Raw genomic sequence first — 17,783 nt, 5'->3', positions numbered from 1 at the left:
ACCCTCGGCTCAGCTGAGGTGGAACCGCTCGACCGCCTTGTCGGCCAGCACCTGGGTTCGCTCCTCGATGTCGTTGGCCGTCCAGGAGTCTCTCGCGGCCAGCTCTGCGTTCAGGGATAGGCCGTTGCGGTAGCCGATGTATCTGCCCTTCGGGTCCTTCCGGTCCCGCTTCTCAAGAAAGGACTTGTTGCCGAGGTTGCTGTTGTAGGCGGTGATGGTTAGGTTGCCAAGCCTGTGCCGGTGCTCTTCCTGCACTTCGCCCGCGACCCCCTCGCCACCCAGCATCTGCTGCCACGCCAGTGGGAGGTTCTCGCCTTGCGGCAGAATGTGCTCGATTGTCCAGACGAAATGGTTCTTCTCCTGAAGCCATAGATCAACTTTGGTCTCTTTGGTCATGGCGTCCTCGGCCAGCGTCGCGAGGACGAACCTCGCAACGTCAGTGTTCTCCTGATAGATCCGCCCCACGAGACGCGCCCGGAATTCCTCGTCAGTGGCCGAAGCCGCATTCAGCAGTTCCTTGACGACGGCCAAGACCTCGTCGCCACGCGCCTCGCCCACAGTGATGATCGAGGTCATGAACAACTTTGCCAACACGTAGGTCGGCGGATACCCAGTCAAGTTACGCCGCACGAAAAAGCTGGTCAGGAGGTGCGCGACGGACTCGAGGTGATCGTTGGAGAGTTTCAGCTCCGACTGCTTCGACATCAGCCACATGAGCAGGACGTAGGAGGGCGCTCCCTGGGCCCGCATCAGTCGCTGGAACGCCCGGTCCAGTGACGTCGGTTGATCGAGCTCGACCACGCAGTTGACGCGGCCGTAAATCTTGCTCGACTCCACCAGTGCATCGATGATCTGCTTCAGGTCATACCCCAGGAGCGTCTCGTAAATCCGAATCAGATTGGACTTCGTTGCGACAGAAGCATTAAGTACGTCGGGAAGCTCCGCCTTGAAGGCGTTGTAGTAGTGGCGAAGGAAGCGCTCGTGGGTGGCGTAACTGTCGCCGAGGCTCGTTAGCACCTCGTTCCAGTGCTTGAACGCCTCGTCGACGTTCATGACCTGCCGTTTCTCTGACTCGGCGAGCAGGTGGTTCTTGATCAGATCCACGGGCGAGAGCGGCATGCCGCGATTGTTCAGCGACTCGAAGAGGACGAAGGCGTCGGCGTGGCTGGCGACCTCGATCTTCACAATGACCGCCCGCAGTGCCGCCTCGTGCACCCTCAGCGCGGCTTCCGTCACGGCGATCTCATCCGTCTCGGCGAGCTTCACGATGGCTGACCGGAAGTAGCCGTAGCACTTCGCAATCCGGCGGCTGCGGTAATACGGCTTCCACTCCCCCAGGATCGGCAAGCCCGCCTCCTGCAGCACCTTGCGATAGTCGCCGAGGTTGTGCCCTTGCTTCTGCGGCGTCACCCTGGGCTGCTCATCCGACTTGCGCACCAGTAGCCGACCAAGGTTCGTAAGGTCGGTGCGAGTGTCGTCGTCAAGCTCGGCGAAGTGCTCTTTGAGCACTGAGTAGACAGCAGCCAGTAGGAGGGTCAGCGTCGTGAGCCGTTGCTGGCCGTCGATTACATGGAGGATGTTTCCCTCCAGCGTGTCGGTCGTCTGATCGAGAGTGATAATGGTGCCTAGGAAGTGCGCTCCTTCGGCCTCGATGAGGTCATCGAACAGGTCCTCCCAATGGGATTTGTACCAGGAATACTCCCGCTGGTAGGGAGGGATCCTGTACAGAATGTTGCCCTCGTGGCTGAACAGCGTGTGCACGGGGTATTGGTTGGCCGACTTGATCATCTGACACCTTTCACCTTGTCGAGGCTGTCCAGCGGCGGCAGTACTAACGACGATCTTCGTCGTCTCGACATTGGTGTGCGATGCGCCGTGCGTTGAGTCCTTGAAAATGATAACTGAGTATCAGGCCCATTAGCGTTCAAGTGCGCTTATGCTGATCTAGTGCGCCGCAGTCAACTGCACGGCGGAACAGGGAGGACTCGGGACGGCTGTTTCGTAGCACTAAACGTTGGAGCGCGAACCGAAACTCCACCACTTTTCTTGAGCCGAGCAAACCTCTACTCCCGCCACTAGCGCTCATTCGCGGTTAGCTGGGGTTACCGCCCTCGCGACCACCGTTCCGTTCTCACCAGTCATGCTGGACGAACGCTCTGCGACTGGACCGCGGCGCGTCGGCGGGGACGCCGGCCCAGCCTTCCAGGCCCGTCCCCATCAGGGCCCCTATCACCTACACAAGCGGATGAACTAAGGCACGTACTCACTTTGGGGGCCCGGGTCGGCTTTGCCCGACCACTGCCTGAGGGCGCTGCCGCCGAACTAGACAAGGTTTTTGGCCCCGGGCGAGAGACGGCCGCTGATCCCGAAGTCGGCCTTAGAAATCCGAGACTCCAAGTCCCGGTTAGCTGCACCCTCGGAGGTATTTGTCGCGCGACTCAGTTGAGCGAAACATCAGGCCGCTAAGGAACCCCGAGTTCCAATCAACGCCAACATTCTGGGCTGGTAAACGGGGAACAATACGACCGATCATGGCGTTCGGAGTAATCGTTCATGTTGGCCGTCGGCTTGCCGCAATTGGAACACGGCCAATGGGGGCCTTCACACGAACGACTGTTGTGACCTTCAAATCCGCATTTACTACAAGCCATGTCGGAACCTTACAACCTCTGCGGCCCGGCCGGGAAACTTTGTCTGCATCCCCCCTTAGGCTCGAACTATCGCCACTCGCCGACAGGGGGAGCCACGGCAGGAAATCCGGTGTATGGGAAGGGCCATCATGACGGTTCGACGGACACGCGTCAGCAGGATCTGCTCATCGCTGGTGCATTGGTAGCCGGGCCACACTAGTCAAAGTCAGCATGATGAGTTACGCCAAGCTGAGGACGGCTCAGGCCGCCAGATTGGCAAGGCGCATGTTGGCGTCCGACCAGGACGTCGCCAGCGACGCCTCCGATGAAAACAACCTCGATGGTCCGACGCCCAAAACCCAATAGGGCTAAAGGGAAAAGAAAGCCCACCCTCTGGAGCAGAGGGTGGGCTTCATCCATCCCTGCGGGTGGACGTGCCGTCAGAGCTTTTCGCCGCAGCTGGCGCAGACCTTCTCGCCTTCTTCGTAGATCTGACCACAGCAGTATTTGGTGGATGCCATGAGGCGGCTCCTTTTCGTCGGGGTATGAGTATGAGCATGAGGATCCTACAGCCCTTGAGCGTTCTAGGATTAAAAGGGCGCTACACCAACGACATCTTCCAGTGGGATTTCGTTGTTCCAGTTCTGGGAGCTCTCGCTGGGCCAGCCTATTCACGGCCTCCGGGATCCGCCGGCCCCGTTCCTTGTCCAAGGCCACCTTCAACTGCGCCGCCAAAATATTGCGGCGCACATGGAGAGCCAATTCTCTCCTAGCCTCCGGATCCCTCGGGAGCTTCCCGTTGGGCATTCTCAACGTGGCGAAGGGCGACGGCAGCTTAGGGGGCGTTAGCTGTGCAAGTCGTATTACCGCCTCCGGCGTCCGGCGTCTTTGGACCTCGTCGAGGGTAATCCGAAGTTGGGCCGCCCGGGTTCCCGTCCGTATACGCAGAATGGTTCCTTCCTAGACGCTCGGGCTTCCTGATCCGCATCAGACATTCCTCATCCCTTTCAGTCCGCTGCAATCATCATCTCCGAGAGGTCCACAACGGCCAAGGGCTTCGCGTCACCTAAAAAGGGTGGTGGACCGGTTCTGGACAGACGGAGGCCAATGGTCGCCGTCGGGAGCACATGGGGTTAGAATTCAGGTCCTCAGCCCACGGTTTCTCGGGGTGAAGACCTCAGGTATTCCGAGTTCTCACAAGTTCTAGTTGGATCCAGCTGCTTCTACGGTTTTTCCTAGAACCAGCTAGAACTTGGCAGAACTTCCCAGATCACTCCTCGCCCAATCCGCTCTCACTCCAAGCCCCGTGCGACACCAATACGTTCCCCGTTCGGATTGTTTCTAGCCGGCGCTGTGGCAAGATGACACCCATCATGGACAGCAAGGTACGGCGCGCCCCTGACGCGGAATGGGTGTTGATGTACCGGCTCGGGCTGAGCCGGAAACGCATCGCTGACCTCGTCGGCGCTGAGCCCGCCACCGTCGGTTACCACCTTGTCATCGCGCGCCGCCAGGACCCGAGGCTCGAGGCGGCACATCTGGCTGCCGCCGGCACTAACCCCAAGCCCTCTGCCTCGAGCCTTGCCTGCATGGACGAGATCATCGCCTGGATCGAAGCCAAGGGCAGACTCCCCCGCGAACGCTCGGAAGACAAATCCGAACGGTCGATGGCGCGGTGGCTTTCGGACCGCCGACGTGAGGCAGTCCAGGGCACCCTACACGGGGCTTACCGCGAGGGCCTTGCCGGAGTACAGGGATGGGGTCGGAACCACAGGGCAGCGGCAGAGGAAGCCAGATGGCACCGACGGCTGGCCCAGCTGGTCGACTTCCGCGAAGAAGGCAACGATTGGCCCCGCCACAGGAGGTGCGATTCTGAGCGGGAACACACCCTCGGCGTGTGGATCCACACCCAGCGGTCCAAACACCGCCGCGGCAAGCTCGAAGCTGAAAAGGTCAAACTTCTGGATACCGCCGTTCCCGGTTGGCAGGCCGGAAGGACCAGAGGCCGCCCTCCCCGGCAATAGACCAAGTTGTGCACCGTGCCGCCGGCCCCAGACTTTTTGACGCTCTCCGGAAGACCGTGGCGCTCTGCATTGGCCGGAGCATCAGAATGGTGTCCACCTGAGGCAGGTCCAGGCCCTCGTTGAAGAGGTCGACGGCGAAGATGCAGTTGATCTCACGTGCGGCGAGAAGCTTCAGCGCCGTCGCCCTGTCGGCGTCGTCCGTGCTGCCGTCGACCGCGACGGAGGCGATGCCGGCGCGGTTGAAGACCTCCGCCATGTAGTGGGCATGCTGGACCGAGACGCAGAAGCCGATGGCCCGCATCTGCTCCGTGCTGGTGACCTTGTCGCGGAGGTCACCGATCACCTTGGCGGCGCGGGCGTCGTTGCCGGTGTCGTAGTTGCTGCGCTTCCGCTGAGCTCGTTACTGCCTATGCGGATCCTTAAGGGGCAAGCAGGGGCAGAGACCGACGGCAGCGCATACTGTTGACAGCGCGACCTGTGCTTGGCGACACTGCGGCGGATCGTGCCAACAAATCCAGCCCTGGACTTGGCTCAAGGAGAGACTCATGGCGCCCCGCAGCCGATCGACGCCGATCATGTTGCCTGAGTGCCACAGACCTGCCAGCCGCCGTGCCGAGCGCTAACCTGTCCGCTTCTGCGGCCCGAGGCACCGCGAAAGTACTGCAGCTAGGCCACCACAAGACCAACAACGTGACTACCGAGTGATTGCCGCATCTCCGGTTTCAGATTCAATTTCCGTATCTGTAGTCTTTGTGGGTACCGCCCTACGCTCCTCAATCCCTTGAGCCACATGCAGGATGGTGTCTTCGACAGCTCCGCCGATCGCTTTTGGAACTGAAGCCACTCCATCGGCAACAGCAACGGCGGCACCCGCCACCGCCCCGGTCGCTTTCTGGCCCAGTCGCAACACCGATTCGTGCCACTGGGTGCGCTTGATGCTCGAGGCCTCCGGCATGCCGAAGTTCGAACTAAAGATCCGCACGAGCCGCTGCAGTTCTTCGGCGGCGGTGTAGAGCCTGGTCATATCCATGGGATTCGCAACGCGGGTGAACGTATCGACGGCCACGGCTGCCGATACCGCGTCGGACAGATTTTGAATTGCCGCGGTGGTGCTTGCCATTCGCCGTTCCCGCGACTTGGCGATGTGACGGGAGTGAGCTGTGGAATTTGATCCGTCCTGCGCGCTGCGCACAGCCTCCAAGGAGTCCATTCGAACCATGTTTGTGAGAGCTACAGCCGCGATGACCAGCCAATGCTTCAACTCGCCTTTGGCCGCCGCCTCGGCGTTGCCCACGCGCTTGCCGAGATTCTTGACGGCGAGACCATCGGCAATGGTGTTGAGGTGATTGAGAGCGACGGCGTGCGCCTGAGCGAGCGCGGCCGCCTGTCCCGACACTTGGTCCCAAAGGGCGTCGTTGAGCCGCCCGGTCTCCTCGAAGTACCCGAACGCCTTATCCAGGACATGGGTTGTGCCCTGCACGTTACCGAGCGCCTCGTCACGGTTATCCCGGACGATCGTGTCCAGTTTCGCGTCAACGGCCTGAACAAGGGAATCGAGGTCTTTGAGCGCCACGCGGATCGCCAAAGTTGCTGCCATAATCTGCACGTTCGCGGCCGCGGCGGGGTTGACTGGTGAGGAGCTCACCAGTTCGATGATGGTGTCGATCCTGCCATCGGACTGGCGTAGCACACCGCTGACGATCCCGAGCTTTTCCTTGGTGGACCCAGCGAGTTCCAGGAACCGAGCGTAGGACTCGGGAGTCATGTGGAAGGAGTTGCCCGGGACATTAGCCGACATGGCAAGGGCAGCCGCCCCAGCCAGGCCGGCAAGCAGATCCGCCACCCCTGACGCTAGGTTCGCGCGGGCCTCCTCCTTGACGTCAAGCTTGCGGAAAAGCTCGGCAATTGCTGTCGGGTCGCCTGCCACTAACGCATTTCTCCCCTCGACGTATAGGGAGAGTTCACGGTCGTTGTCGGTCATCCCAACATCTTCACACACGATGGTCCTTGCAAAGCAGGCGCCACTTCGGAGTGGTGAGGAACTTTGTGACCGAGCAATGTTACCGCACCCGTTGAATGCAAGGGCGGCAAGACGGTCATGAACTCTACGGCGACCCTTGACAACCGCAGCCTCTAGGCTCTGGGCCACAAGACGAAGATGCAGGCACTGCTGAAAATGCTCAGCGAACTGCTGCACCAGAACTTGCAGGTGTGAGCACTGCGCACGGACCCATCGCCTGAGCAGGCACGAGCGCAGGCAGTGCTAATCTCGCGAGAGAAACCAAACGAGGTGTGGAGAATACTGTGGCGGGAACAGCGGACAAAGTGGCAGGTGCTATCAAGGCCGGCGGGGCGACGGTACTGAGGCCGGTCCCGGACGGTGCGCTGACCACCGGATCGAGGACAGCCTTAAGCAGCTCATAAGCCCGACGGAGCGGCCGCAACTGGGCAAAGACGACGTGCTGTCCGTGATCGAGATGGCACCCACGGATGTCCAGCGACCTCGCCAGCTACGAGTCCCTCGCCCCTTGTTCTGAGCCGCCCGCACCGATTCTGTTAGGCAGCGGAGGAGAGTTTGGTCTTCGCCCCCAGGAACAGTCCCACGTTGCCATCGTTTGGCGAGCCACAACCGGGCGCTTACGGCTCTCGTATAAAGAACGGACGAACCGTCCTTTCGACACTGTGCTCAGGCTTTTTCACTGCTGAATGATGCAGCCCTTTTAGCCCTGACTTCACGAAGACTGCGGTTGACTGGCCGTAGCGCGATCGGTCATGCCTCGGCGAGCGTAGTGCTCATGCACTTCTCGAGTCAGGCGAACGAGAGCCTGAAGCTTGTCGTCCTCGGATGGCTTCCGTGGCATCTTTCCGAGTTCGGCCGCAAGTTTGTAGAAACCGGCACCTTCGTCGTTCGAGCCCCGGTGCGTAACTAGAGCCGAAAGCATGACACCATGCTGTTCGTTAGTCTTTAGCGAAATCTCGCGTAGAAGACGTCTTATCGCCGCGCGCTCCGGCTCTTGCCCAAAGTTAAATGGTCGATGCCCCGTTTCCTCCGAAATCGCACGGTTCAGGGTGCCATAGTCTGTCATACCGCCCTTCTCGGCAGTTGAGATGAGAAAGCCCTCCGCCGCTTCGCGCATCTCTTCCCACTCGTTCTCGGTACGCCCGCTCCGGCACTCAAGTCAATTGCACTAATGACTGGGTAGGAGCGTCCCACAAGCCGAAAACGACGGTGGGAGGCTCGCTGTTTGATTCCATTGAACAATGCCTTTCGTAAGCACAGGCGTGGCCGATCGCGGCAAGACGGGGGTCAGCTCCTGGGCTGCCGCCTAGTCCCGAGCGTGCCCGGCGGTACTGGTGTCCCGTGACTTTTCTTAGCTCCTCTGCAGCGTGGTCAACCAAGAGTGTCGGTGGCACCAATTACAGTGATGCAGGTGGGGGACAAGGAAGTTTTGGAAAATCATATGGACTACGACCGATGGCAGTGGGCGCTGTCGGATAAATTCTTCTCGATGAAACAGCCTGATGAACCCGTCATCATGTTTCTCGATGATGAGGAACTGGCACGGATTTGTCCTCTCCTGCCCGATCCGGCGGGGTCACTGCGCTCGGCTGTTCTCGCAGAGCTCCGGCAAACCGACAAGTCCACAGTATTCGAGCCTATTGACCGGCGGCTCGCCTCCTGGAGGAAGGGTGCGCAGGATCAACCCCCACCATGCCTGCCTGTGTTGGCCGTGACCGTCATCGCAGGGTCCAGAATGCGCAACGACGGAAAATTCTCCTCTGCCGCTTATTACCCTCGGCTGGTCGACCTGATGACGTCCGGTCCAAACAGGCTCACCGCGACCGGGATCCATAAGCACTTCGATGTAGTTGCTGAGATGTGGCAGACGCTCGATGACTGGATAGAAAGAAACCAGGGTCTCTTAGGCCCGAGCACTATCCGCACTCATGAGACCTTCAACAGAATCGGCTATCCGCTTTCTCAAACCGTGTTGAAAGCGTCCGACCGGGATCGATTGTCCGGTTTTTTTGACCGGCTCCGTGTTGATCGCAACTCCAGACCGTCACCAGATCAGTTGTTAGCCTTACTCCGCCTGTGGCTAGACAAGCCACGGGGTTTCTCCACGGCGTTCGTGGACCTGGTTCAAAAAGGCTCGGGAAATCCGTTGCTCTTAGCGGTGATAGCCAAATTGGCTGCCGAGGAAACCTCCGGACCGACTGCAGCCGAGGGCCGGGTGCGGTTGGACCTGAGCATGTGTATCGACCCAGAGGACTGGTCGATCAGCTGGGTAGTCCCTATCGATCGTCGGTTGGATAGGGACGAACTTAGGCAGGACAACGGTTCACTCTTCTCCATCCAAAAACCAGATTACGGTTCTGTCTACGACGTAGTAGCAGGCTGCCTCCCCCAAGGCGCTTCTCTGATTAATCACCGTTTTCGGGCAACAGGAGCCAAAGCGGTCCTGACCAAGAATGTGCGTCAAGTGTGGATCTTGCGCATCGATCCTTCATCGGGCCGCTGGCAGTCGGTGCCCGACGCCACGCCGGACGAGCCCCACGTGTTCGTTGTGCAGGACAATGACGTAGCAGAGATGGACGAGCTCCTCACCAAAAGTGCCGCGCCCGGGTATTGGAAGCTTCGCGGCAAGGTCTTTCCCGGATGGGTCGTGTATGTAGACGTGTCGTTAGTGGAGCCGATTGACCTGTCAGTGGCGGGTTCGTTCAATAGCCTTGGCCAGCTCCTGAAAGCACCTCCGAGCTTGCGGCCTAAACTTGCGAACGGTCTTGAATTGCGGACGGATGTCGGGGGCCGTCACTACCTGCTAGGAGGTGAGCCGGATGTGCAGCTTCCCGAGGGATCCTCTAACGAGTACGTTCACGTTGTACTTGACAACAGACTGCCCGGAACACAAGTGAAGGCCAACGGTTCCCTCTTTCCCCTTCGGCTCGCCGGGCCCTTTGCGGAGGGGAAGCACACAGTTTCTGTCGCTGGCGTCGCCTTGGATTTTTTCGTCCACTCCACCGGCTCTGCAGCTCAGTGGGAAGCGGCGCACACCAACGGTCACGACGAGGTCATGCCTCCGGGCGGCGCGATGCCAAAAACGCGAGCGCTCGAGTTCGTGCTCTGCAGACGGGGACGGGACGCCGCTGTATGGTTCGTGACTCCCTCGGGACTGGTGCAAAGGTGTGGTGAACCTCCTATTCCCCTCTTCATCACAGGGCTCGGATTCCCCGATTCCTACCGGTGGAAAATCTCTGTCCCAAAGGGTACAACCTTTGTTTTGACTGAACAAGCAGGAAAGCTGTCGCAGCCCCAGCGGATTGCGGCTGATCCACCGAACTTCGGATCGATAGACGGCCAGGCCCGGGCTTTTTGGCGCCGGGCCGCTGGCGAAACCATCGGCAACCCGGACCGCTTGTGGAGAGCATATTTGTCGCAGTCAATGGAGGACAGCATCAATGGACGGTGACCTAGTCCTAAAGTGGTTAAGTTTTCGTGGGCACGGCCGCCTTTCTGACGTGACGTCATCAGTCGCCGCGTTGATGGACGGTCTTCCGTATGCCAGAACGAATGCTGCTCGAGCGTATCTGCGACGTTTGGAGGTGTTGGGGCATCTGGATTTGTTGTGGTCGGAGAGCAAATGGCGAATCCGGCCAACGGTGTTGACACAACTTCCAGGGTCCTCGGCGTTTGCATTGGTCATCGGCAAACGCACAACGGAGTTAGAAGACCGGCTCGAAGCGGAAGCTGTGCTGCACAGGGTCGGACCCCCGAAAACCGGAACAGCCCCGCTCGGCGACCCAAGGGTCCTTCTCCTTGAATACGACAGTGAAGCAGAACTGAGGGAGGTTGCCGGCGCTGCAGGAGTGTCGTTCTTCCCTTGCGCTGCTTTGTCCATTGCCGCAGAGCTTCCTCTGCTCGGTCCCGGGCCTCGATCAGCGGGACCCAACACTTACGGAGCAGCAGTTGAGATGTTCAACATCTTCCAACGGGAGTTCACTCACGTGGAGGCCTTCCGCCGGGACGGATTGTTCAGGCAAACGGTGAACGGACGGTGGCAATACTGGTTGTTCACATCAGGGCTCTGGTCCTCAGTTGGCTATGCCGAAGGTATGTGCCTGGCCATGTCCGAAGTGGACAGGCAGTGTCTCCAATTGAAGATCCTTGAAGAAAGCGCAGATCCCATCGGGACACTCCGTGTCAATGCGACCCTGCCGCTACCGGTGGAACACCGGCGAGCACTGGCCCTGTGCAGCGGAGTCAGCCCCGTCAAGTCGCTGGGCGGGGCATGGGCGTATGAGAATGTACCCCACTCTGTTGCTCTAGCCGTCGCTCGATCCATTCACCAACACCTGCAAGTGCATTAGAGCATATGCAACGCTGCCACTCGTTCCTACAGAAAGCCGACATCATGCCTTTAGACATCGTGGAGACGTTCGACCACTTGCGGGAGTCATATTTTCGTTATTACGACACACCGTTCGGGCTGGCTGACGAAAACCTTGAAGCAGAACGACGTCGGATCCTCGACAAGGACAACGGCGTCTACAGGGAACCCTTCATCGAACTGCGCCCCGAATACGTGGCCTCCACGCAGTCCTTCGAGGAGTCAGTACAACACGCGCACGCCTCAAAGGACTTGGTTGAGTTCGCCCGGACCGGTCTCGTGCCTGCCGGTCGGGACCTGTACACTCACCAGGAGTCAGCCCTGACATCGGCCGTAAGGGATAAACGCAATGTGGTGGTGACCGCAGGCACCGGTGCAGGTAAGACGGAGGCCTTTCTTCTGCCCCTACTTTCTAACCTTTTGGCCGAATCAACCTCCTGGACCGGTCACGGATCATCCGTCGCGACATGGTGGAGAGGGGCAGATAGTCCGTTTGTGCCACAGCGGGAGACAGAGGCTGGACGCACCAAAGCTGTCCGCTCCATCATTTTGTATCCGATGAACGCGCTGGTTGATGATCAGCTGATCCGGCTGCGGAAGGCACTGGACAGTGACGCGGCCCGGACGTGGTTGGACAAGAACAGGCGCGGGCACCGCTTTTACTTCGGTCGGTACACCGGGGCAACGCCCGTCACCGGAGCAGTAGACAATAAAGTTGCCGTGGGAAATCTCCGCTCCTATCTTCAAGATATCGACCAACGCAGTACCCAGATGCAACAGCTCGATGACGAGTCTAAGTACTTCATGCCCCATCTTGGCGGAGCTGAGATGGTCTCCAGGTGGGACATGGCCCACGCTGCCCCCGACATCCTCATCACCAACTATTCGATGCTCAACGTCCTGCTCCTGCGCGAGCGTGACAGTCCGTACTTCGACTCAACCCGTGAATGGCTTCAAGCCAGTTCTGACCATCGATTCACTTTCATCGTCGATGAACTGCACTCCTACAGAGGTACCGCCGGCACAGAAGTCGCGCTGCTCATCCGCAACTTCAAGATGAGGCTCGGACTGGCCGAAGACTCCAGCCAGTTCCAAGTTATCGCCGCCTCAGCCTCCTTGGAATCTAACCGGGACGAGGCCTTCGTTGAGGAATTCTTTGGTGTGCCGCGCGAATCATTTGATTTCCTTTCCGGACAGCTCATCCGCGCACAGGATCCGACTCTAGACCTGTCGGAAACGGGATTCGCAACCCCAGACGGCGTCCCCGGCCACACGGACGAGCTCACGGGAGCCAGTGCCCTGAGTAACGTCTTCTTCCTGGCAGAAAACGGGGATCCTCAATCAAAACCGCAGGCGAAGTCTCTTAAGCAGATCGAACATCATCTATTCCCCGCGCTGCCTGAAGATTCGCGCCGACAGGCAGTACAGAAGCTCTTAAAAGCTGCTGCAGCCTCTCCGGAGAAGGCAGGCGCGGTCAGATGGCCTCTACTGCGAAGCCATCTTTTCTTCCGCAACGTACCGGGTATGTGGGCTTGCACCGACCCGGCGTGCCCTGAAGTTCAGGAAGGGCGCAGTCCGACACGTCCTGTAGGGCGCCTGTACTCCGAACCGGTCAGCCGGTGCCTATGCGGCTCCAGAGTACTGGAATTCCTGTACTGCCAAAATTGTGGAGACGTCTTCCTGGGAGGGTACGTACCCGCCGGTTCGACCCAGCCACCGGGAAAGTCTGTAACCCTGCTGGCAGACCTGTCCGACATCGAACATCTACCCGATCAGGCGGGTCTCGAGCGGACAGCCAATAACTACCTTCTTTACTGGCCGCAGAAGCAGAACCCGGATTTGGAGGATCGGGAATGGACTGCAGACGGCAAAAAAGTAGAGTACGCATTCAGGCGCTCAATCCTCAGGCCCGAGACGGGCGAGCTCCGTCCGACCGGAAGTAACGACCACACAGGCTGGACGTTCCACGTGGCCACACCAGCAGGCAAGCGCGGCCAAAATTCGGGCGTCTTCAAACGGAACCCAGAGCAGTTGTCGCCGTTCCCGACGCGGTGCCCTAATTGCGCCGATGACTGGGAGGTAACCCACACCGCTGATGGGCCAGTGGCATCGTCAGACAAGAAACGTCAAAGATCACCCATTCGGGCCATGCGCACCGGGTTCGAAAAAATAAATCAGGTGCTCATCACAGAACTGCTCCAAGACCTCGAGCCCGCGAACCGGAAAACCATCGTCTTCACGGACAGCCGGCAGGACGCGGCCAAGTTATCTTCCGGAATCAGCCTCCGCCACTACCAGGACCTGTTGCGGTTGCTCCTCCGTACGGAACTTGCGGCAACGGATCAGATTGCAGTCGATATTCCGTTAGCCAAGGAACATTTCGTCGACGGAAGGAAGACCGCAGAGTCCAAGGACGCGATCAAACGCCTGCGTGCCAAGGATCTGAACGCATTCACCCTCCTGCAGGACGTGTGGGACCTTGAGAGTGACGTGCCGGAAACGGAAGCCATCCGCCGACTTACTCAATCTCCTTCACTTCCCGTTCTCACCGACCGTGTTAGTCAGCGGCTTGTGGAGATGGGTACAAATCCCGGCGGTCCATCGGCTTCTCTCCAGCAAACTGACGAGAAAGTCCCCTCATCCTGGTCGTCTATCTACCGCTGGGATCCTTCACCAGCACGGAAAACAGACCTATCCACTGCCCAGAAGAAGCTCGAGAGTGCCATAGACAAAAACGTGCAGAAGGAAATCATTGACGGATTATTTTCTGGGGTAGGACGCGACTATGAGTCGCTAGGTTTAGGTTGGGTTGGACTCGTGGGATCTGTCAGCGCCACTGAGAATGTCCCATCCTCTCCGGCTGCCATCGCACAGTCCAGCCTGCGCATCCTTGCAGGAATGCGCCGATTCGCCGGCATGAGAAACGTTTCCGACACGCCACCGAGGAAGCTGAAGACCTTCTGGCAGGCAGTCTCGCTGAAGTTCGACATGGACGTTGATGACGTTCAGACATTGGTCCGGAAGGTATGGGGCGACGCAGTATCCAACTTTCTCATCCACGCCGAGATGGCAACCATCTACCAGCCCTCCAGCAGTGAATGGACATGTCAGAACTGCCGACGCCGACACCTGGTATTTGGGTGCGGTCTGTGCACGTACTGCGGTAAGGACCTCCCAGAGGCAACTGCCCATGGGACAGAACTTGATTATTACGGGCATAAGGCCATTTATGGCCAGGGCCAGTTCCGTCTCACCGCGGCCGAACTTACCGGCCAAACCGATCGGCTCGCCGCCCAATCCCGGCAAGCCCGGTTCCAGAATGTTTTCCTCAACCAGACGGAGAACAAGAAGTCCGACGGGATTGAGCTGCTCTCCGTCACCACAACGATGGAAGCTGGCGTCGATATTGGCGCCCTCGATTCCGTCATCTTGGCCAACATGCCACCCACCCGATTCAACTACCAGCAGCGCGTAGGGCGTGCCGGCCGACGTCTGACGCCCATGGCGGTGTCACTCACCGTGTGCAGGGGCCGTAGCCACGATGAGTATTACTTTGGACGGCCCGAACTCATCACCAGTGAACCAACACCGCAGCCATACCTGGCCCTCAACCGTCCCGAAATTTATACACGTGCTCTGAGAAGTGAAACGCTCCGGCGTGCATTCATCGGCTTTACCGACGCCCTCTCTCAGGATGACGCATTCTCCGGATTAGGTAACAACACACATGGCCAGTTCGGGTTGGTATCGGACTGGGCCAGGGTGAAGCCACTGCTAAGTCGATGGCTCAATGACAACCGGGCAACAGTTGAGGAGGCGGTGGCCGGTTTGGCGACATACACGAACCTAAGCCAGGATGACTTGGACATTGCACGTGCCAGTATCGCCTCCCTGGCTGAGGATATTTCCATGGTTGCCTTCAGTGACATCCCCGGCCATTCCGACCTTAGTCAGCGGTTGGCCGAAAGCGGCCTCCTGCCGATGTTCGGGTTCCCCTCAAAGGTTCGGGACCTCTACCTCAAGAAACCAAGCTCCGCTTTCCCCTGGCCGCCGGACAATGTAATCGACCGCGATGCAGCGATGGCAGTTAACCAGTTCGCTCCCGGCAGTGAGCTGGTGCGCGACGGGAAAATTTATCCTGTCATCGGAGTGGCCTCCTTCTACCCTGCTGGTCGCACAGTTACGGCTGAAGACAATGCATTGGGTGACCAACGACTAATCGATGTATGCAGGCAGTGTGCATACGTGGAAGAAAAACCAATAGGCTCGGTATACGCGGCCGGCTCTTGCCCACAGTGCGGAGCTGACCCCGGAATCTTCAGTACCATCGATCTCCGGGAGCCCAAAGGATATCGTGCAGGCACCCCCCGAGACTTTGACGGCAACTTCTCCTGGTCACCCAAGTCGACCTCTATCCGGGCCGTGGCCGACCTCCAAAAACTGCAGCCCGTTTCCCTCCCCGGTTCAGTCGCATATTCGGGCCGTGGGAAGCGGTATGTGATCAATGACAACTCCGGCAAATCCTTCCAGTTCAAGCAAGCCCTCCCGAACGATTACTGGGGCGGCTACATAGCCATAGCTCCTGATGGGACGAGTGCGGTGCACACCGACCAGTCCGAGCCCTCCATCGCTGCTGCGCTGGGAACAATTCAACCGACGGACTTCCTGTTCTACGGACCGCAGTCAGCCGAAATCAAGCTTCAGGGGCTACGGCTAGATCTAAGCACCGGAACGCCTCAACAACACGGCGCGTATGACTCTATTCAAGGCCGCCGAGCTGCTTGGTACTCACTGAGCTTCCTAATGAGGACAGTGGCTGCGAAGAAGCTAGACATTCAATCCCAGGAATTCAACGCCGGAATTTTTACCGGGCTAAAGGACGGCGAGCCAACCACGTTCGCTTTCCTTGCCGACACCTTGGAGAACGGCGCGGGCTTCAGCACCCACCTGGGAAGACCCGAGATCCTTCACGAATACCTCGCCGACATTGACACCTACCTGGATGAACTGGCGGGTGAGCACTCCGTGGAGTGCTCGTCTTCCTGCTACCGCTGCCTGCGTGATTATTCGAATATGGCTTACCACGCACTCCTTGACTGGCGTCTAGCCAGAGACTTGAAAGCAGTACTCGACGGCCGGAATCTGACCATCGAGCTGGACAAGCAACGGCAAGCAATCAAAAACTGGGCTGCGGTCTACAACGTCTCTCTACTCGAGAACGACTTCGCCGCCTGCGCACTGTGGGACAAAGCAGCCGAAGGACGCATCGCGGTGATCCTGCGGCATCCCCTGGAATCAGGAGAAGCTGACCTGATGTCGGACAGGCTGACGAAGGCAACAGCACAGATTAACGACGAATGCGCCGATCTGGATGGAGTGGTTTATGTCGATATGTTCATGCTTGACCGCAACCCAAACCATGTCATCAACCTCTTCCGAAGCCTCAGGTAATGTTCCAACGAGGGCTTAGGAATGTAAGGTGCTCGTCGCGTTAGTCTCGCTCGAGTTCCACCTGCGAAACGATCGGCGCGGAACACGGGTAAGCCAGGGGTGCCGAGGATCGACCCCACTGGGCTGTTCCTCAGCCTCTTCATCACTCCGCGCAAGACCGTTGGCGCTCGAAGGGAAGGACCAAGCGGATGGAGCCAGATTATCGGTGACGGTGCATGACTGAGCTGTCGTGAGGCATGGCAACCAGCCCTAACAAGCGGGCGGGCGTAAGTATTGGCGGCTCTCCGAGACTAGGGGTGCCTCCGTTCCACGCCTGAGGGCGTTAGGCGGGAGCTGCATGTGAGCGGCAGAGGCTGGACGCACGAGAACCGGATAAGACCCGGCTGCCGCTGACTGTCAACAACAGTTGACCGCCTTTTGCTGCGGCTAGCGACCATGCCGCTCGCCGGTCGAAGGGCCACTTCCAGGGCTCCGACGTTCGCCGGGTTTTTGTCACGTCATTTGGGCTTCATTTTCTGGGCGTTTGTCTTTACTGTTCCCGGCCAAGCTGACCGGCCACGCCTTTTCGCCTATCACTCGGTATCCGCAGGTACGCCGCCCATGCGCGGTCGAGCTCGGTGCTGCCGCGTCGGCCACGCTCCGTCCACCGAATGAAACGCCGGCGATCTTGGGGGCTAAGTTCCGCCGCGGCCAAAAGGACGTCGCGCTCGTCAATCGGCGATTCCCCCCGTCCTGACGTGCACCGCTTGCACTCGGTCACAAACGTTTCGGATTCTCGGCCGTCAAAGGTTCGGAGAGTGCGCCGCGAGACGGCCACGACAGCCGTCATTACGGGGTCGTCTGGATAAGACTCAGCGCCCGCGATGCCACACAGTGTACACATGTACCCGTCTCGTATAAGTACTGCCTGCCGGTCCTTGCTCGAAATCGCCTTTCGGGGCGAAGCCTGCCTGCGTTCATGTGGGTCCCACACCGGCACGCCAGCCTTCACGAACCGCTGATCTTCGGCAAGCAGTGATGCGTCTTCGGCGCTGGAGTGTAGTATCCAGCCATAGTCCCTGAGATCCCGGATCCGTCTGTCGATCTGTGAGATGCCGGGAAAAGCCGTTCGCAGTTCGTTCTTTGTGAAGGTACGCCCCTCACCGACCACCTGCAGCAGCCACAGCGCCCCGCGAATCATGGTCCCCGCTTTGGTCTCGGGGTCATCCCACGCCGGTTGTTTCACGTTGTTCCTTTTAATCTTGCCTAGCCAGGCGTGGTCATTAGTTCCCCGTGATCATATGATTCTG

The 17,783-nt window shown here is 59.1% G+C and carries 5 protein-coding genes and 1 pseudogene; 3 read left to right on the top strand and 3 right to left on the bottom strand.

Translation table 11 applies throughout. The features are described from left to right. Positions 1–9 precede the first annotated feature (9 nt). Complete coding sequence (locus CFN17_RS11830; RefSeq protein WP_208747897.1) at positions 10–1,788, bottom strand: DUF262 domain-containing protein; 1,779 nt, start codon at positions 1,786–1,788, stop codon at positions 10–12. A 2,215-nt stretch (positions 1,789–4,003) separates the two neighbouring features. Here CFN17_RS11830 and CFN17_RS11825 point away from each other — a divergent pair. Beyond that, positions 4,004–4,654 carry a helicase associated domain-containing protein gene (locus tag CFN17_RS11825; protein WP_208747896.1) on the top strand — a complete coding sequence of 217 codons (651 nt, stop codon included), beginning with the start codon at positions 4,004–4,006 and terminating at the stop codon, positions 4,652–4,654. A 49-nt stretch (positions 4,655–4,703) separates the two neighbouring features. Here the strand turns inward: CFN17_RS11825 and CFN17_RS11820 are convergent. Then, a pseudogene (locus CFN17_RS11820) lies at positions 4,704–5,024 on the bottom strand (DEAD/DEAH box helicase); the annotation flags it as partial. Positions 5,025–5,348: 324 nt separating this feature from the next. After that, the gene (locus CFN17_RS11815) at positions 5,349–6,635 is read right to left on the bottom strand and encodes a hypothetical protein (protein ID WP_208747895.1); all 1,287 of its coding nucleotides are present in this window, start codon (positions 6,633–6,635) and stop codon (positions 5,349–5,351) included. A gap of 1,426 nt (positions 6,636–8,061) precedes the next feature. On the opposite strand from CFN17_RS11815, the gene CFN17_RS11810 reads away from it, so the two are divergent. Together CFN17_RS11810 and CFN17_RS11805 are read left to right on the top strand one after the other, a co-directional pair. Then, the gene (locus CFN17_RS11810) at positions 8,062–10,125 is read left to right on the top strand and encodes a hypothetical protein (protein ID WP_208747894.1); all 2,064 of its coding nucleotides are present in this window, start codon (positions 8,062–8,064) and stop codon (positions 10,123–10,125) included. A gap of 942 nt (positions 10,126–11,067) precedes the next feature. Next, positions 11,068–16,494 (top strand): DEAD/DEAH box helicase, encoded by a 5,427-nt coding sequence (locus CFN17_RS11805; protein WP_208747893.1) that lies wholly within the window; start codon positions 11,068–11,070, stop codon positions 16,492–16,494. The last annotated feature ends 1,289 nt before the right edge of the window (positions 16,495–17,783 follow it).

The sequence above is a fragment of the Arthrobacter sp. PM3 genome (genome assembly GCF_003352915.1).
Classification (GTDB): Bacteria; Actinomycetota; Actinomycetes; order Actinomycetales; family Micrococcaceae; genus Arthrobacter.
The sequence above is the reverse complement of the archived record's forward strand: the minus strand, read 5'-3'. Positions and strand labels throughout refer to the sequence as shown.

Coding starts and splice junctions, on each gene's coding strand:
- CFN17_RS11815 (WP_208747895.1), bottom strand. CDS start 6,635: ATGACCGACAACGACCGTGAACTCTCCCTATACGTCGAGGGGAGAAAT.
- CFN17_RS11825 (WP_208747896.1), top strand. CDS start 4,004: ATGGACAGCAAGGTACGGCGCGCCCCTGACGCGGAATGGGTGTTGATG.
- CFN17_RS11805 (WP_208747893.1), top strand. CDS start 11,068: ATGCCTTTAGACATCGTGGAGACGTTCGACCACTTGCGGGAGTCATAT.
- CFN17_RS11830 (WP_208747897.1), bottom strand. CDS start 1,788: ATGATCAAGTCGGCCAACCAATACCCCGTGCACACGCTGTTCAGCCAC.